Source organism: Microbacterium sp. SORGH_AS_0421 (assembly GCF_030818635.1).
Taxonomy (GTDB): Bacteria; Actinomycetota; Actinomycetes; order Actinomycetales; family Microbacteriaceae; genus Microbacterium.
The window spans coordinates 426366-451075 of record NZ_JAUTAO010000001.1 but is presented as its reverse complement, the minus strand read 5'-3'; the positions used below and the strand labels follow the sequence as shown (position 1 = coordinate 451075).

General features: G+C 70.1%; 25 protein-coding genes. 16 read left to right on the top strand and 9 right to left on the bottom strand.

Annotated features, from left to right (window positions below):
* Positions 1–12: 12 nt before the first annotated feature.
* Positions 13–684, bottom strand: coding sequence for a TrkA family potassium uptake protein (locus tag QE416_RS02215; RefSeq protein ID WP_056224009.1), 672 nt, complete (start codon positions 682–684; stop codon positions 13–15).
* The gene (locus QE416_RS02210) at positions 677–2119 is read right to left on the bottom strand and encodes a TrkH family potassium uptake protein (RefSeq protein WP_210073097.1); all 1443 of its coding nucleotides are present in this window, start codon (positions 2117–2119) and stop codon (positions 677–679) included. The genes QE416_RS02215 and QE416_RS02210 overlap by 8 nt, the downstream gene beginning before the upstream one ends.
* Before the next feature lie 68 nt (positions 2120–2187).
* On the opposite strand from QE416_RS02210, the gene QE416_RS02205 reads away from it, so the two are divergent.
* From QE416_RS02205 to QE416_RS02170, 8 genes are all read left to right on the top strand, one after another.
* Positions 2188–2583 (top strand): helix-turn-helix transcriptional regulator, encoded by a 396-nt coding sequence (locus QE416_RS02205; RefSeq protein ID WP_307313106.1) that lies wholly within the window; start codon positions 2188–2190, stop codon positions 2581–2583.
* Between the two features lie 139 nt (positions 2584–2722).
* Positions 2723–2914 (top strand): helix-turn-helix domain-containing protein, encoded by a 192-nt coding sequence (locus QE416_RS02200; RefSeq protein ID WP_103205849.1) that lies wholly within the window; start codon positions 2723–2725, stop codon positions 2912–2914.
* An 82-nt stretch (positions 2915–2996) separates the two neighbouring features.
* Complete coding sequence (locus QE416_RS02195; protein ID WP_003792170.1) at positions 2997–3095, top strand: 30S ribosomal protein bS22; 99 nt, start codon at positions 2997–2999, stop codon at positions 3093–3095.
* An 82-nt stretch (positions 3096–3177) separates the two neighbouring features.
* Positions 3178–3471 carry a rhodanese-like domain-containing protein gene (locus QE416_RS02190; protein WP_210073101.1) on the top strand — a complete coding sequence of 98 codons (294 nt, stop codon included), beginning with the start codon at positions 3178–3180 and terminating at the stop codon, positions 3469–3471.
* A 66-nt stretch (positions 3472–3537) separates the two neighbouring features.
* Positions 3538–3816, top strand: coding sequence for a glutaredoxin family protein (locus QE416_RS02185; protein ID WP_210073103.1), 279 nt, complete (start codon positions 3538–3540; stop codon positions 3814–3816).
* Positions 3813–4115: a Dabb family protein gene (locus QE416_RS02180; protein ID WP_210073105.1), complete on the top strand. Its 303-nt coding sequence runs from the start codon at positions 3813–3815 to the stop codon at positions 4113–4115. Before QE416_RS02185 ends, QE416_RS02180 begins: the two co-directional genes overlap by 4 nt.
* A gap of 109 nt (positions 4116–4224) precedes the next feature.
* Positions 4225–5997: a S8 family serine peptidase gene (locus tag QE416_RS02175; RefSeq protein WP_307313101.1), complete on the top strand. Its 1773-nt coding sequence runs from the start codon at positions 4225–4227 to the stop codon at positions 5995–5997.
* 1092 nt (positions 5998–7089) lie between these two features.
* Positions 7090–7989, top strand: coding sequence for a hypothetical protein (locus QE416_RS02170; protein ID WP_307313099.1), 900 nt, complete (start codon positions 7090–7092; stop codon positions 7987–7989).
* Positions 7990–8030: 41 nt separating this feature from the next.
* Here QE416_RS02170 and QE416_RS02165 read toward each other — a convergent pair whose 3' ends face one another.
* Positions 8031–9095 (bottom strand): ATP-binding cassette domain-containing protein, encoded by a 1065-nt coding sequence (locus QE416_RS02165; protein WP_307313097.1) that lies wholly within the window; start codon positions 9093–9095, stop codon positions 8031–8033.
* A gap of 74 nt (positions 9096–9169) precedes the next feature.
* Positions 9170–10507, bottom strand: coding sequence for an aspartate--tRNA(Asn) ligase (gene aspS / locus QE416_RS02160; protein ID WP_210073114.1), 1338 nt, complete (start codon positions 10505–10507; stop codon positions 9170–9172).
* A gap of 59 nt (positions 10508–10566) precedes the next feature.
* Between aspS and QE416_RS02155 the strand changes: the two genes are divergently transcribed.
* The 7 genes from QE416_RS02155 (at position 10567) to ccsB (ending at position 16574) form a co-directional block, all read left to right on the top strand.
* Positions 10567–10956: a DUF6264 family protein gene (locus QE416_RS02155; protein WP_324289908.1), complete on the top strand. Its 390-nt coding sequence runs from the start codon at positions 10567–10569 to the stop codon at positions 10954–10956.
* 100 nt (positions 10957–11056) lie between these two features.
* A complete protein-coding gene (locus QE416_RS02150; protein WP_307313092.1) occupies positions 11057–11782 on the top strand; it encodes a DedA family protein in 726 nt (241 codons plus the stop codon).
* Between the two features lie 85 nt (positions 11783–11867).
* Complete coding sequence (locus QE416_RS02145; RefSeq protein WP_210073118.1) at positions 11868–12512, top strand: histidine phosphatase family protein; 645 nt, start codon at positions 11868–11870, stop codon at positions 12510–12512.
* Positions 12512–13117, top strand: coding sequence for a TlpA disulfide reductase family protein (locus QE416_RS02140; RefSeq protein ID WP_210073120.1), 606 nt, complete (start codon positions 12512–12514; stop codon positions 13115–13117). Before QE416_RS02145 ends, QE416_RS02140 begins: the two co-directional genes overlap by 1 nt.
* A complete protein-coding gene (locus QE416_RS02135) occupies positions 13114–13863 on the top strand; it encodes a cytochrome c biogenesis CcdA family protein (protein WP_267788042.1) in 750 nt (249 codons plus the stop codon). Before QE416_RS02140 ends, QE416_RS02135 begins: the two co-directional genes overlap by 4 nt.
* Entirely contained in the window at positions 13844–15559 is a 1716-nt protein-coding gene (locus QE416_RS02130) for a cytochrome c biogenesis protein ResB (RefSeq protein ID WP_307313085.1), read from the top strand. Before QE416_RS02135 ends, QE416_RS02130 begins: the two co-directional genes overlap by 20 nt.
* 4 nt (positions 15560–15563) lie before the next feature.
* Positions 15564–16574 carry a c-type cytochrome biogenesis protein CcsB gene (gene ccsB / locus QE416_RS02125; RefSeq protein WP_307313082.1) on the top strand — a complete coding sequence of 337 codons (1011 nt, stop codon included), beginning with the start codon at positions 15564–15566 and terminating at the stop codon, positions 16572–16574.
* A gap of 150 nt (positions 16575–16724) precedes the next feature.
* Here the strand turns inward: ccsB and QE416_RS02120 are convergent, their stop codons facing one another.
* From QE416_RS02120 to QE416_RS02110, 3 genes are all read right to left on the bottom strand, one after another.
* Positions 16725–17534: an endonuclease domain-containing protein gene (locus tag QE416_RS02120; RefSeq protein ID WP_307313081.1), complete on the bottom strand. Its 810-nt coding sequence runs from the start codon at positions 17532–17534 to the stop codon at positions 16725–16727.
* Between the two features lie 320 nt (positions 17535–17854).
* On the bottom strand, positions 17855–19900 hold the full coding sequence (locus QE416_RS02115) for a YhgE/Pip domain-containing protein (RefSeq protein ID WP_307313079.1): 2046 nt from the start codon (positions 19898–19900) through the stop codon (positions 17855–17857).
* Positions 19897–22779 carry an MMPL family transporter gene (locus QE416_RS02110; protein WP_307313077.1) on the bottom strand — a complete coding sequence of 961 codons (2883 nt, stop codon included), beginning with the start codon at positions 22777–22779 and terminating at the stop codon, positions 19897–19899. Before QE416_RS02110 ends, QE416_RS02115 begins: the two co-directional genes overlap by 4 nt.
* Before the next feature lie 116 nt (positions 22780–22895).
* Here QE416_RS02110 and QE416_RS02105 point away from each other — a divergent pair, with 116 nt between their 5' ends.
* Positions 22896–23522, top strand: a complete 627-nt coding sequence (locus tag QE416_RS02105) for a TetR/AcrR family transcriptional regulator (protein ID WP_307313074.1) — start codon at positions 22896–22898, stop codon at positions 23520–23522.
* Here QE416_RS02105 and QE416_RS02100 read toward each other — a convergent pair.
* Positions 23509–24510 carry an o-succinylbenzoate synthase gene (locus QE416_RS02100; RefSeq protein ID WP_307313072.1) on the bottom strand — a complete coding sequence of 334 codons (1002 nt, stop codon included), beginning with the start codon at positions 24508–24510 and terminating at the stop codon, positions 23509–23511. The genes QE416_RS02105 and QE416_RS02100 overlap by 14 nt on opposite strands.
* 16 nt (positions 24511–24526) lie before the next feature.
* Positions 24527–24706, bottom strand: coding sequence for a hypothetical protein (locus tag QE416_RS02095; RefSeq protein ID WP_267788030.1), 180 nt, complete (start codon positions 24704–24706; stop codon positions 24527–24529).
* Positions 24707–24710 lie beyond the last annotated feature (4 nt).

Genomic DNA, 24710 nt, shown 5'->3' with positions numbered 1-24710 from the left:
GGGCGCCGCGGCTCAGCGATCGAGCGAGGCGAACCGCTCGATGTCGGAGTTGGTCCCCGACACGATGATGAGGTCGTGGTTGGTGACGACCGTGTTGGCCTCGGCGTAGCGGAACGGCCGGCCGGGGCTCTTCACCCCCACCACGGTGACGTTGTACTTCGACCGCACGCCGGACTCGTTGAGGCCCACGCCGCGCACGAGCTTGGGCGGATACATCTTGGCGAGCACGAAATCGTCGTCGAAACGGATGAAGTCGAGCATCCGTCCACTGACCAGGTGGGCCACGCGCTCGCCGGCCTCGGCCTCGGGGTAGATGACGTGGTTGGCGCCGACGCGGGCGAGGATCTTGCCGTGCGACTGCGAGACGGCCTTGGCCCAGATCTGCGGCACCTTGAGGTCGACGAGGTTGGCGGTGATGAGCACCGACGCCTCGATCAGCGAGCCGACGGCGACCACAGCGACCTGGAAGTCCTGGGCGCCGATCTGCCGCAGGGCGTCGATGTTGCGCGCGTCGGCCTGGACGGCGTGCGTGACGCGCTCGGACCACTTCTGCACGAGCTCGAGGTTGCCATCGACGGCCAGGACCTCGCGGTCGAGTCGGTCGAGCTCGCCGGCGCAGGCGGCGCCGAAGCGGCCGAGTCCGATCACCAGGACGGGCGCGTCACTGCGGATGCGTTCAACCAACGATGGGCCTTTCCACGGGGAGCGCGTACAGCTGCGACCGGGACGACGCAGCCACTGCCGCAGCGAGTGTCACTGTACCAATGCGCCCCATGAACATCGTGGCCGCCATCACGTACTTCGCGGCTTCGGGGAGCTCGGCGGTGAGGCCCGTCGACAGGCCGACGGTGGCGAAAGCCGAGACGACATCGAACAGCACGTGCTCGATGGGGGCGTCGGTGATGCGGCTGATGGTGACCGTCGAGATCGCGACGATGGTCGCGCCCCACGCGACGACGGAGAGGGCGACCCGCTGCACGTCGCTCGGGATGCGGCGACCGAAGGCCTGCACCGAGGGGCGGCCCTTGGCCTCGGAGAACACCGCCAGCGCCAGCACGGCCAGGGTCGTGACCTTGATGCCGCCCGCGGTGGAAGCGGATCCGCCGCCGACGAACATGAGCATCGATCCCACGATCAGGGTGGCCCCGTTGAGGTCGCCGATGTTGATGACGCTGAACCCGCCGGAGCGTGTCATGGCCGAGAGGAAGAACGCCTGGAAGGTGGTGTCCCACGCATCCATGCTTCCGAATGTGAGGGGGTTGTCGTATTCCAGCAGCAGAATGACCCCGGCTCCGGCGAAGAACAACACGACGGTGGTGATGATGGTGAGCTTCGCGTGCAGGGACCACAGGCGGAAGCGCCAGTAGTGCCGCCACAGCGTGAAGATCACCGGAAAGCCGATCGAGCCGAGGAAGACCCCGGCCATGAGCACCGTGAGCAGGAAGTAGTCCTGAGCGAAGGGTGTGAGGCCGTCGGCGTTGGGCACAAAGCCCGTGTTCGTGAACGCCATCGCCGCGTAGTACGGCGCCTCCCAGAGCGCCACGAGCGGGCTGATCCCGCCGACGACGAGCGAGGGGTAGATGAGGACGGTGAGTCCCGCCTCGATCACGAGCGTGGACAGCGCCACGGTGCGCAGCAGCTGGCCGACCTCGCCGAGACGCACGGTCTGCCCCTCGTTCACCGGACCGCCGTGCACACGCAGGGGGTTGCTGTCGCCGGCGGCGATCAGCTTCGCGCGAAGCCCCAGGCGCTTGGAGATCACCAGCCCGAGGATCGAGGCGAGGGTCAGCACACCGAGGGCGCCGACGTTGACGCCGATGTAGGTGATGACGCGTCCGAGGGGGGAGAAGTCGGAGTACATGTTCAGCGTCGACAATCCGGTGACGCAGATCGTCGAGACGGCGGTGAAGAGCGCGTCGGCGAAGGGGAGGCGCACACCGGTCGCCGAGGCGGCGGGCAGAGAGAAGAGCGCCGTGAACAGGGCGATGAGCGTCACGAACACCAGCACCGCGAAACGCGCGGGGGACGCGGTCGTGAGATTGCGTAATCGGTCCCATGCCTCGAAGGCGATGCGACGCAGTCGCACGGCCAGTCGAGCCTCGTTCGGCGTCGCCGCCATGCGCCGCTCCCTTCGGTGCCCGAACCCGAATCATGGTACTCGGGCCGGGGCGCCGCTAATCTGATGCCATGGCGGACATCTTCGACGTGATCGCTGACGGAACGCGTCGCGACATCCTTCAGCTGCTCCTCGACCGGGCAACCGGTGGTGAACGGGGGACGAGCGTCTCGCAGATCGTCGCCGCTCTCGGTGTGAGTCAGCCGACCGTCTCCAAGCACCTGAAGGTGCTGCGCGAGGCGGAGCTCGTCTCCGTGCGCGAAGAGGGACAGCACCGCTACTACAGCCTCGCGGTCGCCCCTCTCGACGAGGTCGACGACTGGCTCGTCCCGTTCTTCTCCATCGATGACGACCACGAACCGGCCCTTCCCGATTCGGCGATGCACGCCGCCGAGGTCGTGGGCCGCGCCGCCGCGTCGGTGAAGCACTCCTTCTCGACCGCGTTCCGCAAGCTGCCGGGGCGATGAGCCCGCGGATGCCGCGGAATCCCGGCATCCGCTCATCACATTCGTCACAGTGGGCCCATAGGTTTACAGCCGTCCCAGCCAGACCCTAGAGTGTGCTCAGCATCAGGAGGGTGAGTTCACCCGGAACGAGGGGTGAACGATGGCCGAGTTGCCGGACGTGCGGTTCTTGACGGTCGCCGAGGTCGCGGAACTCATGCGCGTCTCGAAGATGACGGTCTACCGTCTCGTCCACGCGGGCGAGCTCCCGGCGGTGCGGTTCGGACGCAGCTACCGGGTGCCCGAATCGGCCGTCGCCGATGCCGTGCAACGACCGGTGTCCGACGTCGGCTAGACTGATCCGAGGCTTTTTTTCAACGCCTGCTGTTCCCGGGGGCCGAAATCGGCACCCAGACCCCGACTTAGTGAGGTTTTCCGTGGGTTCTGTCATCAAGAAGCGCCGTAAGCGCATGGCGAAGAAGAAGCACCGCAAGCTGCTTCGCAAGACTCGTCACCAGCGCCGCAACAAGAAGTAAAGCGGCCACCACACCGAGCGCCTGTCCGATTCGCGACGGGCGCTTCGTGTATCCGGTGCCGTTCGTCTCTCCGGAGGTAAGCATGCAGTCCATCTCGGTCCACGACCTGCACGCGGGGCGTGAACGCCCCCTGATCGACGTGCGCGAGGAGCACGAGTTCGCCGCGGGTCACGTTCCCGGCGCCGTGAATCTTCCGATGTCGACCATCGGCGAGCACCTCGAGGAACTCCCCGGAGAGCCGTTCGACGTGATCTGCCAGGCCGGCGGTCGCTCGGCGCGGGTCGTCGAAGCCCTCACGGCGCGCGGACACGATGCGACCAACGTCGAGGGTGGCACGGGCGAGTGGATCGCCTCGGGCTACGACGTCGAGTCCTGACCAGCGAGCGGACACGCGCGTCGCGCACCGGCTCTCGCCCTTCCCCCGCCTTCTAGGATGGTCAGGGTGACGACTCTCACGCTGATCGGAAAGCCCGACTGCCACCTCTGCGATGTGGCGGAGCAGATCGTCGAGACGGTCGTGGGTGAGCTCCCCGAGCGAGCCGCCGACCGCGTCACGATCGAGCAGGCCTCGATCGCCGACGATGCCGCCCTCTACGACAAGTGGTGGGAGAAAATCCCCGTCGTCCTCATCGACGGGGAGCTTCACGCGCACTGGCGCGTCTCGGCCGACCGTCTCCGCGCCGCCCTCCTCGCGGCAGACACCCAAGGAGCCTCCGCGTGAGCATCCGTCACATCGTCCTCTGGAAGCTCTCGGCGGACGACGCCGACACGCGTGCGCTGCACGCGGAGCAGATCGCTGAGCGCTTGTCGGCCCTCGACGGGGTCATCGACGAGATCCAGCACATCGAGGTGGGGCGCAACGTCGTCAACCCGCAGTCGAACTGGGACGTCGCTCTGGTCAGCGAGTTCGCCGACGTCGACGCGCTCGAGCGCTACCAGGTGCATCCCGCCCACCAGGAGGTCGCGGCCTTCGTGCGCTCCGTCGTGGCGGAGCGGTCTTCGGTCGACTACCCGTTCTGAGCGGGCTCGGCCCCGACGGGGGCTTTCTTTTGCCCGTTTGTGATAACGGTTCTCAATATCGATAAGCTCTCGATCGGTTCACCCGAGCCACTGATCGAGAAAGCTGTCCATGCCCCCACGCCTCCGTCGTCGACCGACGACTTCCCTGGCCGTTCTGCTGCTCTCAGCAGCGGTCGCATCCACCGCCTGCAGCGCCCCGCCGTCGGCATCCACCGGTTCCCCCGACGGTCGACGAATCCTCGTGTCGACCGCTCCGGGATGGGCCTCCGCCGCCCCCGAGGCGTCGCTCGACGCGCGCTTGACGGCGACCGTGCTGCTCACCGACTCGGCGACGGCCGCGGAGGCGAGTGCGGCGCGCTCGTGGCTCGAAACGGCCGGAATCGAGATCGTCCGAGACCGTGAGAGCATCCGCGCGCTCTCGGTGACCGGGCCGGCGTCGGCGTTCGCCTCGGCCTTCGACACCTCCTTCGGTGAGACGACCGTGGACGGTCGCGCGGCGTTCGCTCCCACCCGCGATCTGTCCGTTCCTCGCGAGGCCGGTGCCATCGAGTCCGTCGCCGGTCTCGTCGATACCGACGCGATGAGCCCCAGCACCGACGCCGCGCCCGTGCGCAGCGACGATTGCGCCGCGTACTGGGGGCAGACGCTCTCGTCGTCGTGGCCGTCGTCGGTCCAGGTCGAGCATCGCTCGAACGCGCTGTGCGGGTACGGGCCCACGCAACTGCGCGCGATCCACCAGCTCCCGGCGGATGCGCGCGGCGCGGGAGCGACCGTGGCGATCGTCGGAGTCTTCGACGATGACACGGTCGCCGCGAACACCGACGCGTACTTCGCGCGGGAGGGTCTGCCCGCTCTCCGGGAGGGGCAGTACACCCACCACGCTTCCGCGAACCCGGACGTCACCCGCTGCGGAGGTCCCTCGGCGTGGACCGTCGAGCAGCATCTCGACGTGCAGGCGGTGCGCGCGATGGCCCCTGACGCCGACATCGTCTACTGGGGGGCCGACGACTGCCTCGCCGCGACGCTCTATCTGCGCGTCCTCGACGCCGTCGAAGCCCCCGTCACCCCGAGTGTGATCTCGCTCTCGTTCGGCGGGCCCGAAGAGCTCGACACCGATGCCGACCGCACCCTGCTGAACCGCGTGCTGGTCGAAGCCGCGTCCCGCGGTGTGTCGGTCTTCGCCTCGAGCGGCAACGACGGCGACTACTCCCTCGCCGGCGACCACCACGACGAGACCGACGTGGCGACGCCGGCCTCCAGCCCGTACGTCACCGCGGTGGGCGGGGCCAGCATCGGCCTCGACGCCGACAATCGCATCGCCGTCGAATCCGGGTGGGAGGTGCAGACCCGCTTCGCCCAGAACGGTGGCATCATCCCGCCGGGCTTCCTCTACGGCGCCGGAGGCGGGGAGTCGGCCTTCTACCCGCGCCCCAGTTGGCAGAGCGAGCGCATCGCGCACGCGGGATCGGGGCGACTCGTCCCCGACGTCGCCTCGCTCGCCGATCCCAACACGGGCTTCACCGTCGCGGTGCCGCGTGACGGGGCACTGTCGTACGAGGCCCACGGCGGCACGAGCCTGGCAACGCCGATGGTCGCGAGCATGGTCGCGATCGCCAAGGCGCGCACCGGGGTGGAGGTCGGTCTTGCCGCGCCCTTCCTGTACGCCCTGGCCGGGTCGAGCGCGATTCGCGACGTCGTTCCCGCGTCAGCCGGCACGTGGTACCGCCGCGACGAGAGCACCGGTCAGCTGTGGCTCGAGACCCTCTACCTGTGGGACACCCGGCCCCAGTCCCTGCAGACCGCGGCCGGGTGGGACCCGGTCACCGGTGTCGGCATTCCGAACGGCGCCGACTTCCTCGATCGATTCGGAGCAGACCAGTGACCCCGCGACCCCGTACCCGGTTTCTCGCCGCCATCGTCGGTGCCCTCATCACGGCAGCCGCCGTCGCGGGCGCCGTCCCCGCGAACGGAGCGGTGTCGATCCCCTCGACCTCGGCCTCCGGCATCCAGATCCTCGATGCCGACGGCGGTGCGCTCCAGCAGCCCGCGCCCCTCAGCGAATGGACCAGCGGGGCGACCGTCGACAACTCCCTCTCGGAGGCCGGAGACGTGCTGAAGCTCAACACCACCCGCGCGACCGGGTTGACCGCCCGAGCGGCCTCTGACGGAGCGCAGACGAGAATCGACAGCGGCCTGTTCCAGCTGCGCGACCGCGTCCCTGTCGCCTTCACCGGTCTGCGTGCCAGCTGCGGGACCGACGGGAGCACGTCGGTGACCTTCGACACGCTGACGGTCGACGGCAAGGACGTCTTGAATCCGTCGAAGCTGTCGGCGGGATACACGGTCGCGTTGCCGACGTCCGCCACGTGGGGGGCGACGCGGCTGGTCGTCGCAGAACGCACCATCGACCGCGGTCGAGCCCAGGTGACGGCCCTGCGGATCGAGGCCGAAGCGGGGTGGTCGGAGATCTGGCGCGTGCGTCTCGGCGTGGTGGCGTGTGCTCCCGCGGCTTCTGCGTCGCCCGCCCTCGTCTCGGGCGTCACCGTCACAGCACCGAACGGGGCCGCGCTGATCCCGGGCGCTCCCCGCCTGGAGGCCGAAGGCTCGGTCGCCGCGCAGGCGGTGAGCGGATCGGCCCCGGCGTCGTCCGCTGCAGACGTCTCCGTCGCTCACGCGGCCGACGGGTCGAGCGCGGTGTCGGTGGGATCGTTCCGCCAGGTGCCGGATACATCCTCCGTCGGCGAGTACATGTGGTCGGCCCTGCGCGTCTACGGCCTGCGTCTTTCGGTGGACGGCGACGGCTCGTCGCGCGTGAGCTTCGCCGACACCGGATCCGCCGTCTTCGTCAACGGGATCTGGATCAACACGGGAACCGACCTCTACACGGGCCTGGATGCCACGGGCTCGCCGCGCGTGCGCGTGCACCTGAACGAGCGCGTCACGCAGAGGCGACGGCAGCGTACTGATCACCGCGTTGCGCTACGAGGACCTCACGGGCGCCTACCCCGCGGTCAGCCTCGGCGTCGTGCGGTGGTCTCCCGCGGCGGCCGCGCCGACGCCCACCCCCGAGCCGTCGACGACCAGCGCGCCACCGCTCCCTCCGCGTTACGCCTTCGCCGTCGACGCCGTGGGCCCCTCGGCCATCGCACCTGCTTTCGTGTCCGCACCCGGGGAGACGAAGGCCGCGCACGCCGCTTCAGCCGACGCCGATGCGCAGACGGTCACCGACGGTTTCGCCGGCCAGATCAGCGTGCGGGGGATCGAGACAGCCAGCTCCGCCGGGGCGGCTTCGGTGGGGGTGGACGACCTCGTCCTGTACCCCGGGACGGCGATGGAGGTGTCGCTGCGGGACCTGCGCCTGCAGGTCACGTCGACCGGTACGACGCTGACCACCGGTGGCGGTACGGTCGCCGGGCAGACGATTCCTGCGGGGGCGGTGCCGGCGGGGACCCGCTTCGCCGTGGCGGGGCGGACGGCGGTCGTCACGCTGAACGCGCAGGCGGTCGACGGACAGGCGCAGACCGCTGTGGCGCTCCAAGTGGATGACCGTCGCGGCCTCGGCGCGCTCGTGCGCGTCGGCGTCGTCGCGGCCGACGCTCCGCAGAACTCGTCGGATCCGGGATCCGGGAGCCAGCCGGCACCGCAGCCTCGACCCTCGGACGGCTCGTCCCCCGAGCAATTGACGCCCGGCCCGATCGGCAAGGACGACGTGCGCGCCCCCGGCGGTGTCGCGGCATCGACGTCGGGAGCGTTGGCGAAGACCGGTGCGGATGTCTCGGCCGTTCCCGGGCTGATCGTCGCGGGGGCGTTCGCGGCCGTCGGTGGCGCGGTCCTGATCGTGTTCACCCGACGCCGTCGCCAGGGACGCCGCTGAGGGGAGGGGGCTCCGGTAGCGCACCGGAGCCCCCTTCTCGGTCAGCCGATCGGGCGAACGGTCGCCGGCACGATCGCGAGCGCGAGGCGTACCGCGTCCCGGTCCTCGAGTCGTCGTCCCGGAGCGTGCTCGACGACGACGCGGCTTCCATCGCTGGTGAGAACCGTCGAACGGCGGACGCTGCCGAGGAAGGTCGAGTCCTCGACCACTCCATCGACCCCGGGCGAATCCGCTCCGACCAGCAGGACGTTCTCGGGGCGCACGACGACCTCACAGTGACCGTCGTGCGCGGACTCCGCGAGCGGGAGCTCCTGGCCCCACACCTCGACGGTCAGACCTTCGACGATCCCCGGGACCGCGCTCACCGGTCCGAGGACCTCGGCTACCGCGGCATCCGCGATGCGCGCATAGACCTCGTCGGGACCGCCCGCGGCCGCGATGCGACCCCGGTCCATGACGACGAGGTGGTCAGCGACGGCCGCGGCCTCGGCGGTGTCTCGCGTCGCCCAGAGGGTCGTGACACCTCGGTCGCGGAGCTCGCGGACCAGCCGGTCCCGCATCTCGGCGCGCGCGGTCGTGTGCAGCGCCGCGAGCGCATCGTCGAGGAGGAGGGCCCGGGGCCGCCCGGCCAGCGTGCGCGCCAGCGCCCAGCGTTGCCGATCACCGAGCGAGAGGCGGTGCACGCTCTTGTCGGCGGAGCCGAGGCCCAGGAGGTCGAGGAGCCGATCGGTCTCTTTCTCGGGGTCGTCATCGCCGGCGTGCCGAGCCGCTGCGACGACCGCCGCGCGGACGCGTCCGAACCGCGCGACGGGCGTGCGGTCGCGAACCTCCGGGATGCGCCGCGCTGCAGCCCCCGAGCGTCCCTCGACCGTCACCGTGCCGGCATCCGGTCGTTGCGTGCCGCTCACGACGCGCAGCAGGGTCGAGGCACCGCAGCCCGACGGCCCGACGACGGCGACGATCGTGCCGGGGGCGACATCGAGATCGATGCCGCGGAGGACCGGTACTCCGGCGCGTTCGCGGTGCACGCCCCGGAGCGAGATGGACCACCCCGAGCCCGGCGACTCCCCGACGGGTGTCGGATCCACGGGGGTGACGGCGACCATTTGCTCACGCTAAAGAGAGCGCATGACGCACGAACGCCCGGGGGGTGAACCCCGGGCGTCGTCCACTCGAACCTTTACGGAGCGAGGCGGGTGGGTCCGCGGAAGAGGAACGTGACCTCGCGGATCGACGACTCGCCGAGCATCAGCATCAGGATGCGCGCGAGGCCCATGCCGAAGCCACCGTGCGGCGGGGCGCCGAAGCGGAAGAAGTCGAGGTAGAAGTCTAGGTGCTCGGGGTCGAGACCCTTCTCTTTCGCCTGCTCGATCAGCACGTCGACGCGGTGCTCGCGCTGGGCGCCGGTCGTGATCTCGACGCCGTTGAACAGCAGGTCGTACGACTTGGTGAGACCGGTCTCTTCGTCGCGCATGTGGTAGAAGGCGCGGATCTCGGGGTGGTAGTCGGTGATGAACACGAACGGGTGGCCGAAGGTCTCGCGCACGTGCGCGGCGATCTGCCGCTCGCCCTCGGGGTCGAGGTCGCCGTCGGTGCGGGGGATGTCGTAGCCGCGGGCGGCGACGATCTCGCGGGCCTCTGCCAGCGGGATGCGCGGGAACGGCACGGCGGGCACCTCGACCTCGACGCCGAACAGCTCGCGGATCTCGTCGCCGTGCTTGTCGGCCACGGCCTGGAACGCCGTGTGCAGGAGCTCCTCCTGCATCCGGGCGACGTCCTCGTGGGAGTCGATCCAGCTGATCTCGGCGTCGATGGAGGTGAACTCGGTCGCGTGACGGCTGGTGAACGAGGGGTCGGCGCGGAAGGCGGGCGCGATCTCGAAGATCTTGCCGAAGCCGGCGACCTGGGCCATCTGCTTGAAGAACTGCGGGCTCTGCGCGAGGTAGGCCGTCTTGTCCTCGAAGTAGGGCACCTCGAACAGCTCGGCGTTGGACTCCGAGGGGGATGCCATGAGCTTGGGGGAGTGCACCTCGATGTAGTCGCGCTCCACCCAGTACGTGCGCATGGCGTGCTCGAGGGTCGTCTGCACGCGGAAGATGAGGTTGTTGCGGCGCTGACGCAGGTCGATGAAGCGCCAGTCCATGCGCTTGTCGGGGCTGCTGTCGGCGGCGATCGGGGTCTCGGGGTTCGCGGCGGCCGCGATCTCGAGCTCGCCGACCTTGATCTCGACGCCGCCGAGCTTGACGCGCTCGTCGTGCTTGAGCTCGCCACGCACGGTCAGGAACGTGCCGGTCGCGAGGGCCCCGATCGTCTCGGTCAAGGCGAGGGCGGCGGCATCCTGCTCCGTCTCTTCGGAGGGACGCGTCGCCGGGTTGACCAACTGCACGGCGCCGGTCTCGTCGCGCAGGACGACGAACTGCACCTTCTTCTGGTCGCGCACGGTTTCGACCCATCCCGACACCTCGACGGGGCCGGCGGGGAGGGATTTCAGCTGGTTGACCAGGACGCGTTCGCTCACGATCGACCAGTCTACGTGCGTGGTCCTCACCCGACCCGGCGCAAACCTACGATGGGGGCGTGACCTTCTCGATGCCGCCCGAGTCGTTCCGTACGCTTCGGCCGGAACCGGCGGCGCGCACCTCACGCGGGTGGGACGTCGCCCTCACAATCGTGCTGCTCGTGCTGCTGCCGCTTCTGGCGCTCGCCGCCTCGTACGCCGGGGTGCTCCTGGCGTTCGCGTCCGACGCCTGCGGCTCGACGACCTGCAACACCGGGCTGATGAACATCGGCTTCTGGACGGCGGTCATCTCGCCCTGGGTCGTCCTCGTGATCGGCGTGATCGTCGCGATCGTGCGACTCGTTCGTCGTCGCCTCGCGTTCTGGGTGCCGCTGGTCACCGTCGTCGCCGTCGTCGCGGTCTGGTTCGTCGCCGCAGCCCTCGTGGGCGCCGGGGTCTCGGCATCCTGATCCGCTCGGGGGCAACCCCCAGGTAGGGCGGGCACACGCGACCTACCCTGGGAGCGGGCGTCCGCACCGGGCGGCCGATCACCGAGCGCGAAGGCACCCGATGACCGACACCACCCTCTCTCTCGCCCCGATGCGGTCGACTTCCGGCTCCGGGGGCGAACAGTCCTGGCTGACGTCGCTCGCGGACTGGACCGTCTCGCTCATGGAGATCATCGGCCCCGTCGGCGCCGGTGTCGCCATCGCCCTCGAGAACCTCTTCCCCCCGCTGCCCAGCGAGGTCGTGCTGCCGATGGCGGGGCTCACCGCCAGCCGCGGCTCCTTCACGCTGTTCGAGGCGCTGCTGTGGACGACGGTCGGCTCGGTCGTCGGCGCGTTCATGCTCTACGGCCTGGGTCGCTGGCTCGGCGCGGCGCGACTGCGCGCGTTCGCCGCGAAGATGCCGCTCCTGCACCCCGAAGACGTCGACCGCACGATCGCGTGGTTCGAGCGGCACGGGGGCAAGGCGGTGTTCTTCGGGCGGATGATTCCGATCTTCCGCAGCCTCATCTCGATCCCCGCCGGGGTGGCGAAGATGCCGCTGTGGCGCTTCGGCCTGCTCACCGGTGCGGGCAGCCTCATCTGGAACACGATCTTCGTGCTCTCGGGTTTCCTGCTGGGCGAGAACTGGCACATCGTCGAGGAGTACGCCTCGATCCTTCAGTACGTGGTCATCGCCGCCGTCGCGATCGGCGTCGCGTGGTTCGTCTTCTCGCGCGTGCGCTCGCTGCTCGCCTCGCAGCGCGCGGGCGACCGCGACGAGGCCGCATCCGCCCGACGCGACGCCTGAGGGGCTGACCACGGGGTATCTCCACGTCGAAGCAACCGGCATCCGGACTCAGTCAGACCACAGAACCCGCCCGTAGACTGGCGACGTGCCCGCCGACCGCCTTCATCTCGTGCGCCACGGAGAGGTCCACAACCCCCGTCGCGTGCTCTACGGTCGGCTTCCCGGATTCGGTCTGAGCGTCGACGGACGCCGGATGGCGCGCCAGGCGGCCGAGTACGTAAGGGGCCTCGAACGCCCGGTCGACGCTCTCGTGGTCTCGCCGCTCCAGCGCACGCGGGAGTCGGCCGAGCCCTTCGAGGAGCTGTTCGGCATCGAGCCCTACATCGACGACCGGGTCATCGAGCCGACCAATGTCTTCGAGGGCCGGCGCATGAAACAGGCCCTGGCGAATCCGCTCAACTGGCGGCACCTGAGCCGCCCGGCCGTTCCCAGCTGGGGCGAGCCGTACGAGCGCATCGTGGCTCGCATGACAGACGCGATGACCGACGCGTGGAACCGCGTTCCCTCGGGCGACGTCGTCGTCGTGTCGCACCAACTCCCCATCTGGGTGACGCACCTCGCCCTGTCCCACCAACCCACCCGCCACGACCCCCGCAAGCGCCGCTGCGCGCTGTCGAGCGTGACGAGCTTCGAGCGGCGAGACGGCGCTGACGGCTCGCCGCGCTGGGTCGAGGTGGCGTACGCCGAGCCGGCGAGCACCGCCGGAGCCGTCGACGTAGGAGCCGTCTGATGCGCAGAATCCTCACCGCCGCGGCGTCGATCGCCGCTGCGGCCGCCCTCGTCGTGGGTCTGTCCGCGTGCTCGGAAGACCCGCTCGCCGCGCAGTACCGCGAGGGCGACAACAAGGGCTACATCGCGGCCAACGGCTTCCAGACCGATGAGATTGCTCCGGAGAACCGCACGGAGCCCGTGGAGTTCGCCGGCACCCTCGACAACGGCTCCGCCGTCTCGAGCGCCGACTTCGCCGGCAAGGTGCTCGTCGTCAACTTCTGGTACGCCACGTGCGGTCCGTGCATCATCGAGGCCCCGCGCCTCGAGCAGGCCTACCAGAGCTTCCAGGGGCAGGACGTGGCTTTCCTCGGCATCAACACCTACGACCAGCCGGCCACCGCCCTGTCGTTCGCGCGCGACCACGGGGTGTCGTACTCCAGCGCCATGGCCGTCGGCGACGCCCAGCTCAAGCTCGCGTTCACCGGTGCGACGCCGCTGAACGCCACTCCCACGACCCTCGTGCTCGACAAGCAGGGTCGTGTCGCCGCCCGCATCGTCGGCGAGCTGCCCGAGGCCTCGATCCTCGAGTCGATCGTGCGCACGCTGGTCGCGGAGAACGCGTGAACCCGGGCGCCCTCGTCTTCGACGGGGCGCTGTGGATCGCCGTTCCCATCGCCCTCGCCGCCGGCCTCATCTCGTTCCTCTCGCCCTGCGTCCTGCCGCTCGTGCCGGGCTACCTCGGCTATATCGGCGGTGCCGTCGCACCGCGCGGGGGTTCGGCATCCGCCTCCGGAAAAGGCCGCCTGCTCGGCGGGACCCTCCTGTTCATCGCCGGGTTCACCCTGGTGTTCATGGCGATCAACGTCCTCGGCGGAGCGCTCGGCCGCTTCTTCATCGAGTACGCCGACCTCATCACCCGCGTCATGGGCGTCGTCATCATCATCATGGGACTGGTCTTCATCGGTCTCTTCGGCCTCGCGCAGCGCTCGGTACGGATGCAGTCCCGTGGCAACCTCGGCCTCATCGGTGCCCCGCTGCTGGGCATCGCCCTCGGCATCGGCTGGACGCCCTGCATCGGCCCGACGCTCACGGCGATCCTGTCGGTGTCGTACAACCTGGGAGACCCCGGCCGAGCCGCGCTCCTGGGGCTGGCGTATTCGCTGGGTCTCGGCATCCCTTTCGTGCTCCTCGCCCTCGGATTCGGGTGGGCGACCAAGTCGGTGGCGTTCGTGCGCACGCACATCCGCGTGGTGAACCTCATCGGCGGAGCACTGCTGATCGTGCTCGGCCTGCTCATGGTGACCGGGTTCTGGGGCCAGTGGATGTCGACCCTGCAGGGGGTGATCGGCAATGTCCAGCTCCCGCTCTGATCGTTCCGACCGAGGTAACACCGTGACCGACCCGCTGCGCCCCTCCGACCACGCCGACTCGACGGCCGACGAGGTCACCCAGCCGCGCCTCGGGGTCGTCGGGTGGCTGCGCTGGGGGTGGCGTCAGCTGACGTCGATGCGCACCGCCCTCGTGCTGCTGCTGCTGCTCGCGATCGCGGCCGTTCCGGGCTCCCTCGTGCCGCAGCGCACCGCCGACCCCAACGGCGTCACGCAGTACTTCACCGACAACTCCGACCTCGCGCCGGTGCTCGACAAACTGAGCCTGTTCGACGTGTACAGCTCACCGTGGTTCTCGGCCATCTACCTGCTGCTGTTCATCTCGCTCATCGGGTGCGTGCTGCCGCGCACCAAGCACCACTGGAAGGCCCTGCGCTCGCAGCCTCCCCGCACCCCCGCTCGCCTCTCGCGGCTGGACGACCACCGCACCCGCACGCTCGAGGTGGAGGGCGACGCGGATGCCGCGGCCGCGGCCGCCGTGGACAGCGCCGCGACCCAGCTCCGCAAGAGCGGTTACCGCGTGGCCCGCTACGACTCGCGGGGCAGTTTCTCGGTGTCGGCGGAGCGCGGTTACCTGCGCGAGACCGGAAATCTGCTGTTCCACGGCGCACTCGTGGGCGTGCTGATCGCCGTGGGCGTCGGCGGCGGCTTCACCTACACCGGCCAGCGCGTGCTCGTGGAAGGGCAGGCGTTCAGCAACAGCCTGCTCGACTACTCCTCCTTCAATCCCGGTCGCTTCGTCGGCGGCGACACCCTCACGCCGTACTCGATGACCCTCGACAAGTTCGACGTCACCTACGTTCCGCCCGGGCAGCCCGGTTCGGGGCAGGCCGGCAACTTCGTCGCGCACGTGACGACCCAGGCTCCCGGCGGCGACGCACAAGACGGCGAAGTGCGGGTCAACCACCCCCTCGACGTGCAGGGCGATCGCGTGTACCTCCTCGGCAACGGCTATGCCCCGACCGTCACCATCCACAACGCCCAGGGCGAAGAGGTGTTCCACGACTCGGTCGCCTTCCTGCCCCAGGATGCCAACATGACCTCGCTCGGCGTGATCAAGGTGGCCGACGGGCTCCCGCAGCAGCTCGGTCTGCTCGGCTTCTTCTACCCGACGATGGACGTGCTGGATTCGGGGGCCCTGACCTCGACGTACGGTGCGCTAGAGTACCCGACGCTCACGTTGCGCGTGTACGAGGGTGACCTCGGCATCGACGACGGCACGCCCCGGTCGGTGTATACGCTCGACCCCTCCGGCATGACCCAGATCGCCGGCGGCGACAGCGGTAACCCGGCGATCCAGCTCATGCCGGGCCAGACCGAGGACCTTCCCAACGGCCTCGGCACGATCACCTTCGAGAACGAGGCTCCGGCGGGAGCCGTGGGCTACGAGCAGTCGGTGAAACGCTTCGCCTCGCTGTCGATCCACCGCGATCTCGCCGGCCCCTGGGTGCTGGGCTTCGCGCTGCTGGCCCTGTTCGGTCTGCTCGCCGCACTCTTCGTGCCGCGCCGACGCATGTGGGTCAAGGCGACCCCGCGCGACGGCGTCGTCGAGATCGAGTACGCCGGCCTCGCCCGCGGTGAAGACCCGACCCTCGCGGCCGCCGTCGACCAGCTCGCCGACAAGCACGGTGCGACCCTTCCCACCCAGAGCCACCCCGACACCGGAAAAGTAGACTGACACCATGCCCGGAACCGACCCGCTTCTCCTCGACGAGATCTCCCTCCTCCTGGTGTGGACGGCGGTCGCCATCTACGTGCTGGCGTTCTTCGCCTACGCCATCGACCTCGCGCGTCGCTCCGACCTCGCGCTGAAGGCGAAAGACGAGGTGGTCGCGCGCGAGCTCGTCACCGCGGGCGGCGGGGGAGTGATCTCCTCCGGCTCCGGGTCAACGGCATCCGGGACCTCCTCCGGCCAGCCCCGGTACCTCTGGGCTCGCCTCGGAACCGTGCTCACGGCGCTCGGCTTCGTGTTCCACCTCGTCGCGACGGTGTTGCGCGGTGTCGCCGCCGGACGCGTGCCGTGGTCGAACATGTACGAGTTCGCCCTGACCGGTCTGCTGCTGATCATCGCGGTGTACCTCACTGTGCTGACCCGGTACGACCTGCGATTCCTGGGGTCGCTCATGACCGGCCTCGCGGTGCTGCTGCTGGGCGGGGCGACCCTCGCCTTCCACGTCGAGGTCGTGCCTCTGGCCGACCCGCTCAAGTCGGTCTGGCTCGTCGTGCACGTGTTCGTCGCGAGCTTGGCGACGGCGTTGTTCGCTCTGGCGTTCGGCTTGTCGGTCGTCCAGCTCATCCAGACGCGGCGTGAGCGCAAGCTCGCGGAAGCCCCCGCCGATGCCGAGACGAAGCGCAGCTTCCTGCGTACGGTTCCGAACGCCGATGCGCTCGAGTCGCTCGCCTACCGTTTCGCGATCGTCGGGTTCATCTTCTGGACCTTCACCCTGATCGCCGGCTCCATCTGGGCCAATGACGCGTGGGGCCGGTTCTGGGGCTTCGACACGAAGGAAGTCTGGACCTTCGTCATCTGGGTGCTGTACGCCGGATACATCCACGCCCGCGCCACCCGCGGGTGGCGCGGCACCCGCTCGGCCTGGCTGTCGATCATCGGTTTCACCGCGGTGCTGTTCAACTTCACGATCGTCAACGTCTTCTTCAAGGGCCTGCACGCCTACAGCGGCCTGACGACCTGACGCGGGCGCGCGCGCCGCGCGGGCGCGCCCGCCGTGCCCGTCCCCCTGTTGAGTGTCCAAAACACAAGGACGATTTTCGAATCCGTCCGGGTGTTCTGGACACTCAACGTGCGTTTGGGCGGCTGCACGCACCATGTGGGCGGCGGGTGATCATGAGGGCGCGACGGCGCCCGACCAGCCCCGCGACATCAGAGCTCGTCGCGTCGGGTCGACGACACGGGCGTAGGGTTCGCGAAGGTGGTGGTCGAGCACGCGGATGAGGATCCAGCCCTGTCCGGCGATGGCCGGCCACCGGTCGGCATCCCGTCGGAACTGCGTCAGGTCGGCATGCTGACGCCCGTCATACTCCACCGCGACACGGTAGGCGGGGTAGGCCATGTCGAGGCGGGCGACGAAGCCCCCCGCTGCGTCGCGGAGCACCCAGTTCAGCTCGGGCTCCGGCAGGCCCGCGCGCACGATCACAAGACGGACGGCTGATTCGCGAGGTGACTCGGCTCCCGCACGAAGGAACGGTACTGCCGCTGCCAGCGCCTTCGCACCCCGGCGGCGCGGGCGCTCGGCGGCCTCGACCAGGTCTGCGTGATCAGCGAGACCGGCCGTCAGGAGCGCATCGCCCGCGGCGACGAGGTGGTCCTCCCCGAGGGAAGGGGCGAGTTGCGCCCACGTCTCGGCGGGGTTCCCGACGGGAAGGCCGTGGCGCAGCGTCAGGAGGTCGGGCGACATTTCGAGTCGGTGCCCGATGATGCCTCGCGTGCGGGGCTCCCGCCCGGGCGCGATCGCCGATACGTGCAGGTGTTCCGGCGCGGGGCCGGGCAGCGGCACGCCCCACAGCAGCGCCGCGGTTTGATGGCTGAAGAACTGCGCCCCGGTGAGCCTGGGCTCGTAAGCGCGGCATCGGTCGACGGTGGTGGCGAGATCCATCGAGGTGCGCGTCCCATGGAACGGTGCGCTGAGGTCCATCGCCGTCAGCCGATCGGGCGGAACCCCGAGCCGTTTAGCCTCGCGCACGGTGAAGGACGTCCCGAGTTCTACGGGGAGTGGTCGGCGTCGCACGCACCCACTTCAGCGCGTGGCGGCGTGGGCCCGCGTGCCTCACGGGCCCGATTGTGGACGGTTCCAAGAACGCGGGTGCCGGGGAGGAGTCGCCACGCGCGGCCGTCGACGCTCATGCCCGCCTGTTGAGTGTCCAAAACACCCGGACGGTTTCGAAATTCGTCCGGGTGTTTTGGACACTCAACAGGCGGGAGCGGGAGCGGGAGCGGGGGCGCGACCCGGGCCGGTCAGCCCGCGGTCGCGACCGCGGTCCGCGCCGACACCGTGCGGCGACGCACCACCACCAGCGTCGTCACCACCAGCGCCAGCACCGCCCAGACCACCAGACCCGCGGCTCCCGCTCCCACGCCGCCGACGGCCGAGAGGGCGCCGAGCATCGCGTTGTAGGCGGGGGAGGTCGGCAACAGCGTGGCGAAGGCCGCGAGCACCGGCGGCACCGTCGAGACGATGCTGGTCGCCAGAGCCAGCGCTCCGACGATCGCCGCGACCCAGCGCCCCGCGCCACCGAACAGCGCGACCAGCGCCTGGTTGACGGCCGCGAAGGTCACGCCGGCGACGATGCAGATCATCGCGAACCGGGCCCAGTCGCCCCAGTCGTAGTCCGAGGCGACCTGCACCACGCCCGCGACCAGCAGTCCCTGCACGGCTCCGACGATCGCGGCGGGGGTGAAGCCGCGCAGCGCGACGAGCGCCGAGGGGCGACGGCTGGTGAGGGCGCGGGCCGAGACCGCCTGGAACACCACGAACGAGGCGAGAGCGCCGAACCACAGCACGGCCATCGCCAGCAGCGGCACCGCCGCGACACCGAACAGCGAGTTGCTGCTTCCCGTCGCCGAGACGGGGTCGGCGACGACGTCGGCGAGGTTCGTGGCCTGGGCGTCGGTGTAGGTGGGCAGCTTCGACACCGCGGCGTCCAGACCGTCGGCGAGCGACGTCGTGCCCGTCGCGACCTGGTTGACGCCGTCCGCGAGCTGGGCGGCTCCGGTCTGTGCGTCGGAGGCTCCGGATGCCACCTGCCCGGCGCCCGAGGCCAGGGCCGAGGCTCCCGTGCCGAACTGGCGGGCGCCGTCGGCGAGCTTCGTGGCTCCGCCGGCGATGCCGTCCGTGCCGCCGGCGATGGTGGTGATGCCCTTCGCGGCGTCGTAGCCGCCGTCGGCGAGCTTCTGGTTCGCCTCGGCGAGGGCGCTGAAACCGGCGGGGAGTTTGGAGGCCCCCGCCGAGAGGTCGCCGATCTGCGTCACCGCCTGTTTCGCCTTCGGCAGGGCCGCGTTGGCGTTGTCGGATGCCGTGCGCAGAGCCGCGCACTGCTCGGGGGTGCCGGTGCAGTCGTCGGCCGCTTTCTGGAGGGCGGCCGCGGCGTCGGTGAGAGCGGAGCTGATCTGCGGCGCCGCGTTCGCCAGCTGTTGCGCGTTCTGGGCGAAGCTCGGCGGGATCTGCGCGGCGAGGGCGCCGATCTGCTTCGCCAGTTCGGCGTTGCCGTCGGCGAGCTTCGTGACCCCTGCCGCCGCCGAGCGCGTTCCCCCGGCCAGTGCTTCCGCGCCGCTCGAGAGCTGGTCTGCGCCGCTGGCGAGAGGACCGGCTCCCGCGGCGAGCTTCGCGGCGCCGTCGGACAGACCGGTTGCGCCGGTGGAGAGCTGCCCCAGCCCGTCGCGGAGGCTCCCGGCGCCGTCGGCCGCTCGAGAGGCCCCGTCGGCGAGCTGGTGGGCGCCGCTCGCGGCCGTGCCGAGCTGGTCGCTCAGGGTGGTGAACCCGAGGAAGACGTTCTTCAGGTACTGCGACGACAGCGTGCTGCCGTAGACGTCGGAGGCGGTGGATGCCAGCGCCCCGGTGATCGCGCCGTCGACGACGCGCGCGTTGGGTGCCGTCTGCACACCGATCGTGGCCTTCTCGGGCGTCTCGCCCGGTCGGGTGGAGAGCGAGGCGGCCGTGAAGTTCTCGGGGATCGTGACGACGGCGGTGTACGTGCCGTCCTTCAGGCCGGCCGCGGCGTCTTCGTCGTTCGAGATGACCCAGTCGATGTTGCTCGGCTGGTCATCGGCTCCCTTGACGAGGCCACCGGTCAGCTGTCGCCCGAGAGGGACGAGCTGACCGTTGAGTTCCACGGCCTTGTCGTCGTTGACGATCGCGGCCGTGATGTTCTCGAGGCGGTCGGTGGGCTTGTACAGCGCGCCGACGAGGATGCCGCCGATGACGGCGGGCAGCAGCAGCACACCGATGAGCGTGAGCCAGGTGACGGGGCGGCGCGAACGGGAGCGCTCGACGGGGAGAGTCATGCGAACACCTCGGAGAGATCGGCGAAGGTTTCGGGTTCGGAGCGGTGGCGACGCGGGGTCGGCAGGGCGAGGGTCGTGACGTCGGGGCGCTGCGCTTGGGCGAGCAGGGCGAGAGCCGGGCGTTCGTCGCGGGCCGACACGATGAGCGTGAAGGGCGACGAGGCGTCGTCGCTGCGCTCGCGCGCAGCGGTTGCGGCTCGGCGAAGCACCTGGGCCACGTCTTCCCGGGCATCGTCGTCGAGGCGGTCGATGTCCGACACCAGCACGACCCGCGTGCCGCGGGAGGCGGCTCGGGCGATGTCGGCCGCGGCTTCGGTGGGGTCGTCCAGCAGGGCGACGCCGACGCGCGAGCGCACGGCCCCGGCGCGCTCGGGTACGAGGAGCCCGTCGACGCGCAGGCGTCCATCGATCTGCGACAGCCGTCCCGACAGGGCGAGCAGCAGGGCTCGCGTCGTGCGGGTCTCACCGGTCACGAGCAGGGTTTCGCCGTAGGGCAGTCGCAGCGACACGTCCGAGAAGACCGGCTCCTCGGCATCCGTGGATCCGACCGTGCGCAGGTCGTCGGCGGCGATCGCGATCGAGGGCTCGCTCGGCCAGTCGGCCAGGCGCACCTCGCGTTCGACCGCTTCGCCTTCGACGTCGAGCTTCGGCAGCAACCGGTCGAGCCAGCGGGGCATCCACCACGCTTTCGCGCCCAGCAGCGCGAGGATCGCCGGCACCAGTGTCATGCGTACCAGGAATGCGTCGACCGCGACGCCCACGGCCAGGCCCAGGGCGATCGGCTTGAGGCTCGAGTCCCCCTCGGGTACGAAGGCGACGAAGACGGCGAACATGATGACGGCGGCGGCGACGACCACGCGGGCGGATGCCGAGAACCCGCTGCGGACGGCTCCGAGGGCGACCTCGCGCGGCGTGCGGCCTTCGCGATCGGCGTGCACGTAGTCCTCGCGCATGCGCGAGACGAGGAACACCTGGTAGTCCATCGCGAGCCCGAACAGCACGCCCATGACGACGATGGGCATGAAGCTGATAATCGGTCCGACCTTGGCCACGTGCAGAGCGTCGGCGAACCAGCCCCACTCGAACACCGCCGCCACGACGCCGAACGACGCGGCGACGGACAGCAGATAGCCGCCGGCGGCCGTCAGCGGCACCCAGACCGAGCGGAACACGATCATCAGCAGCACGAGCGACAGCCCCACCACGAACAGACCGAAAGGCAGCAGGGCGGCGCCCAGCTGGTCGGAGATGTCGATCGTGACGGCGGTGTAGCCGGTGACGAGCAGGTGCACGCCGAACTGGTCGTACAAGCGCGGTTCGGCGGCGCGGAGCTCGCGCACGAGGTCGGCGGTGCGCGGGTCGTCGGGGGCCGTCTCGGGCACGATCTGCACGATGCCGGTGTCGGCCGTCGCGTTGGGGGTGGCCAGGGCCACCTTGGCGACCCCCGGGATCTTCGCGATCTCGTCACCGATGCTCGTCATGAGATTCAGCGGGTCGTTCGAGGTGACGATCGTGCCGGTCATGATGAGCGGGCCGTTGGCGCCGGGGCCGAAGTACTCGTCGGTCAGCTCGTACGCCACGCGCGCCTCGTCGCCCTGGGGTAGTTGACCGGCGTTGGGCAGGGTGAGGGCGAGCGAGGCCGCGGGGATCGCGGTCACACCGAGCAGGCCGATCACCGCGACGGTGGTGACGACCGGATGCCGCGTCACCAGCCCCACCCAGCGCTGGGCGGGGCCTGTCCGTCCGGCGCGCGAAGCCGCCGCGGTGGTCTCCCTCTCGCGCTCCGCGTCGGCGTCGGCTTCCTGCGGGGGCGACATGCCGCGTCGGCGGCGCGCGGCCTTCGACCGGCTGTACCCCCAACCCACGACGCGGTGTCCGGCGAACCCGAGGAACGCGGGGGTGAGCGTCAGACCCACGCACACCGCGATCGCCACGGCGACGGAGGCCGCGATGCCCATGGTCGTCAGGAACGGGATGCCGGCGAAGCTCAGCCCGATGAGCGCGATGAGCACCGTGATACCGGCGAACACGACGGCCGACCCCGCGGTGCCGACGGCGCGGGCGGTCGACTCCTCGGGGTCCATCCCCGCGCGGGTCTGGTCCTGATGTCGCGACACGATGAACAGGGCGTAGTCGATGCCGACCGCCAGGCCCAGCATGACCGCCAGCAGCGGGGTGGTCGACGACACGGTGGCGAACCCGGTCGCGATGAAGATGAGGCCGATCGACAGCGCGACGCCGAGGATCGCGGTGGCCAACGGCATCCCGGCCACCAGGAACGAGCGGAACGTCACCATGAGCACGAGTGCGGCGATCAGTACGCCGAGTGCCTCGGTCAGCGAGGCGCCGGGGATCTCGGTGGCGAAGAGCTGGCCGCCCAGGATCGCCTGGGACCCCGAGGGGAGCTCCTGCCCCAGGGCGGTGGTCGCGTCCCGCAGGGCGTCCTTGGTGGCGGCGGGCACCTCGGTCGATTCGCCGGCGAACTGGATTCGGACGATCGCGGCTCGGCCGTCGTCGGAGATCCCGCCCGAAATGCGTGCGTCGTAGGGGTCGGTGACGGCTTCGACGAAGTCGAGTCGACCGATATCGGTCGACGCCTTCTGGACGGCATCCTGATAGTTCTGGTCGCGCACGCTCGTGCCGTCGGCCGAGACGACGATGATCTGGGCGCTCGCCCCGCTGACCTGGGGGAAGGTGCGCCCGAGCATCTCGAGACCGGCCTGCGACTCGGTTCCCGGGATCGAGAAGGTGTTGTCGGTGCCCTTGGCGAACACGGCGACGCCGCCGCCCGCGATCACGAGGATCAGCAGCCAGCCCGTCAGCACGCGCCAAGGGTGGCGGAACGACCAGCGGCCCAGGGTGTACAGGAATGTCGACACGGCGGCTCCCACGATCGGTGAACGAGTCGATACATCACCGTATCGGATACATCAATGTATCGTAGACCTCGTGGGTGGGACCCCGGCTGGACGTCCACCTAGAACAGGAGACGCGGATGACCGACACCGCCCCCGCCCCCTCGCGACGACGCGAGAACACCCGCACGCGTCTCATGGACGCCGCCGCCGAGATGTTCGCCGAGGTCGGCATCGACGCAGCCTCGGTGGAGGCGATCTGCGACCGGGCCGGCTTCACGCGCGGCGCCTTCTACTCGAACTTCGCCTCGAAAGAAGAGCTCTTCCTCGCCCTGTGCGCGCGCTCCGCCGAGTCGACGATCGCCGCCGTGCGCGAGCGCGTCACCTCGATCGAGGACCGGGGCCTGGATGCCGCGGGCGAGGTCCTGCATCTCGTGCAGGAGGTGCTCGAGGTCGCGGGAGAAGACCGGCTCGACGTTCTGCTGGGCGCCGAGACGCGCGTGCAGGCGCTGCGCAACCCGGAGTTCGCCGCCGCCTATCTCTCGTCGAACGGCGCGCTGTGCGAGAGCGTCACGCAACTCGTCCGCGACATCGCCGAGGCGCGGGGACTGACCCTTCGACTGCCGGCCGACGCCGCGACCGAGCTTCTGCTGTCGGCATGGATCTCGACGGCCGAGACCGCCGTCATGACGGGGACGTCTCCCTCCGCCTCGCGCGCTCAGCTCGGGGAGAGGCTCGCGCAGATCGTGCGACTCATCCTCGAGTGACCTCGACGAGCGCGTAGCAGCGACGCAGGCGATCCATCCACCAGTCGCGACGTTCCTCGCTCGCCTCCACCCGGTCGAGATCGGCGCTTCGCGGGCGGGGACGCTCGAGCGACAGCACCCCGTCGCGCGCAACAAGAGGGGATGCCACGACGTCGGCCGTGAACAGCGCGGCGGTGCCGAGGCCGCAGTCGTAGTCGAGGTCGGGCAACGAGGCCGCAAGAGCCACGCCCATCGACAGACCGATCGACGTGTCGAGCGCGCTGGAGACGACGGCCGGGAGCCCCGCGTGCGCGACGATTTCTCTAGCTGCGTGCACGCCGCCGAGAGGCTGGGCCTTGATGACGAGCAGATCGGCGGCGCCCGCGCGGGCCACCCGAAGAGGATCGGCGGCCTTGCGCACGCTCTCGTCGGCCGCGATCGGGATGTCGAGGTAGCCGACCCGCTCGCGAAGCTCGGCCAGCTCGTCGACCTCGGCGCACGGCTGCTCGACGTACTCGAGATCGAATTCCGCCAATGCGTGGATGGCGCGCTCGGCCTCGTCGACGTTCCACGCGCCGTTGGCGTCGACGCGCACCCGCCCCTCGGGGCCCATCGCCTCGCGGACCGCTCGTACGCGCGCGACGTCGTCGGCGAGCGTCTGGCCCGCCTCGGCGACCTTGACCTTGACCGTGCGGCATCCGTCGTAGCGGGCGAGGATCCTCGGCACCTCGGATGCCGCGACAGCGGGCATGGTGGCGTTGACGGCCACGAGGTCGCGCACGGCGGGCGGTGACGGACGCCACCCGAAGTCGATGGCTCCGGCGAGCCAGGTCGCGGCCTCGACGTCGGCGTACTCGACGAACGGCGAGAACTCCGCCCAGCCCTGGGGCCCCTCGAACAGGAGCGCCTCTCGCGTCTCGATCCCCCGGAAGCGGGCGGCGAGCGGAAGAGAGACGACGCGCGCCGACGCGAGGATGTCGGAGAGCGGGGGGAGGGCGACGGTGCTCATGCCCTCATCCTGCCGCTCAGCGCGGTCCGAAGCCGCCGAACCCGCCGAACCAGGACGTCTGGCGCTCGACCGTGTAGGACGATAGGTCCTTCTGCGAATCGAGCGATTGCCGAGCGTTCTCAGCCTGCTCGTGCGTGCGGCGCGGACCGAAGAGGTAGTCGCGCAGCCGCGCGAGCTTCGACACGTTCTTCGTCATGGTG

Bases quoted from the DNA above. Each gene is read 5' to 3' on its own strand.
- QE416_RS02210 (WP_210073097.1), bottom strand. From the start codon at position 2,119: ATGGCGGCGACGCCGAACGAGGCTCGACTGGCCGTGCGACTGCGTCGC.
- QE416_RS02205 (WP_307313106.1), top strand. From the start codon at position 2,188: ATGGCGGACATCTTCGACGTGATCGCTGACGGAACGCGTCGCGACATC.
- QE416_RS02200 (WP_103205849.1), top strand. From the start codon at position 2,723: ATGGCCGAGTTGCCGGACGTGCGGTTCTTGACGGTCGCCGAGGTCGCG.
- QE416_RS02190 (WP_210073101.1), top strand. From the start codon at position 3,178: ATGCAGTCCATCTCGGTCCACGACCTGCACGCGGGGCGTGAACGCCCC.
- QE416_RS02175 (WP_307313101.1), top strand. From the start codon at position 4,225: ATGCCCCCACGCCTCCGTCGTCGACCGACGACTTCCCTGGCCGTTCTG.
- QE416_RS02165 (WP_307313097.1), bottom strand. From the start codon at position 9,095: ATGGTCGCCGTCACCCCCGTGGATCCGACACCCGTCGGGGAGTCGCCG.
- QE416_RS02150 (WP_307313092.1), top strand. From the start codon at position 11,057: ATGACCGACACCACCCTCTCTCTCGCCCCGATGCGGTCGACTTCCGGC.
- QE416_RS02140 (WP_210073120.1), top strand. From the start codon at position 12,512: ATGCGCAGAATCCTCACCGCCGCGGCGTCGATCGCCGCTGCGGCCGCC.
- QE416_RS02130 (WP_307313085.1), top strand. From the start codon at position 13,844: ATGTCCAGCTCCCGCTCTGATCGTTCCGACCGAGGTAACACCGTGACC.
- ccsB (WP_307313082.1), top strand. From the start codon at position 15,564: ATGCCCGGAACCGACCCGCTTCTCCTCGACGAGATCTCCCTCCTCCTG.
- QE416_RS02120 (WP_307313081.1), bottom strand. From the start codon at position 17,534: ATGGACCTCAGCGCACCGTTCCATGGGACGCGCACCTCGATGGATCTC.
- QE416_RS02115 (WP_307313079.1), bottom strand. From the start codon at position 19,900: ATGACTCTCCCCGTCGAGCGCTCCCGTTCGCGCCGCCCCGTCACCTGG.
- QE416_RS02105 (WP_307313074.1), top strand. From the start codon at position 22,896: ATGACCGACACCGCCCCCGCCCCCTCGCGACGACGCGAGAACACCCGC.
- QE416_RS02100 (WP_307313072.1), bottom strand. From the start codon at position 24,510: ATGAGCACCGTCGCCCTCCCCCCGCTCTCCGACATCCTCGCGTCGGCG.
- QE416_RS02095 (WP_267788030.1), bottom strand. From the start codon at position 24,706: ATGACGAAGAACGTGTCGAAGCTCGCGCGGCTGCGCGACTACCTCTTC.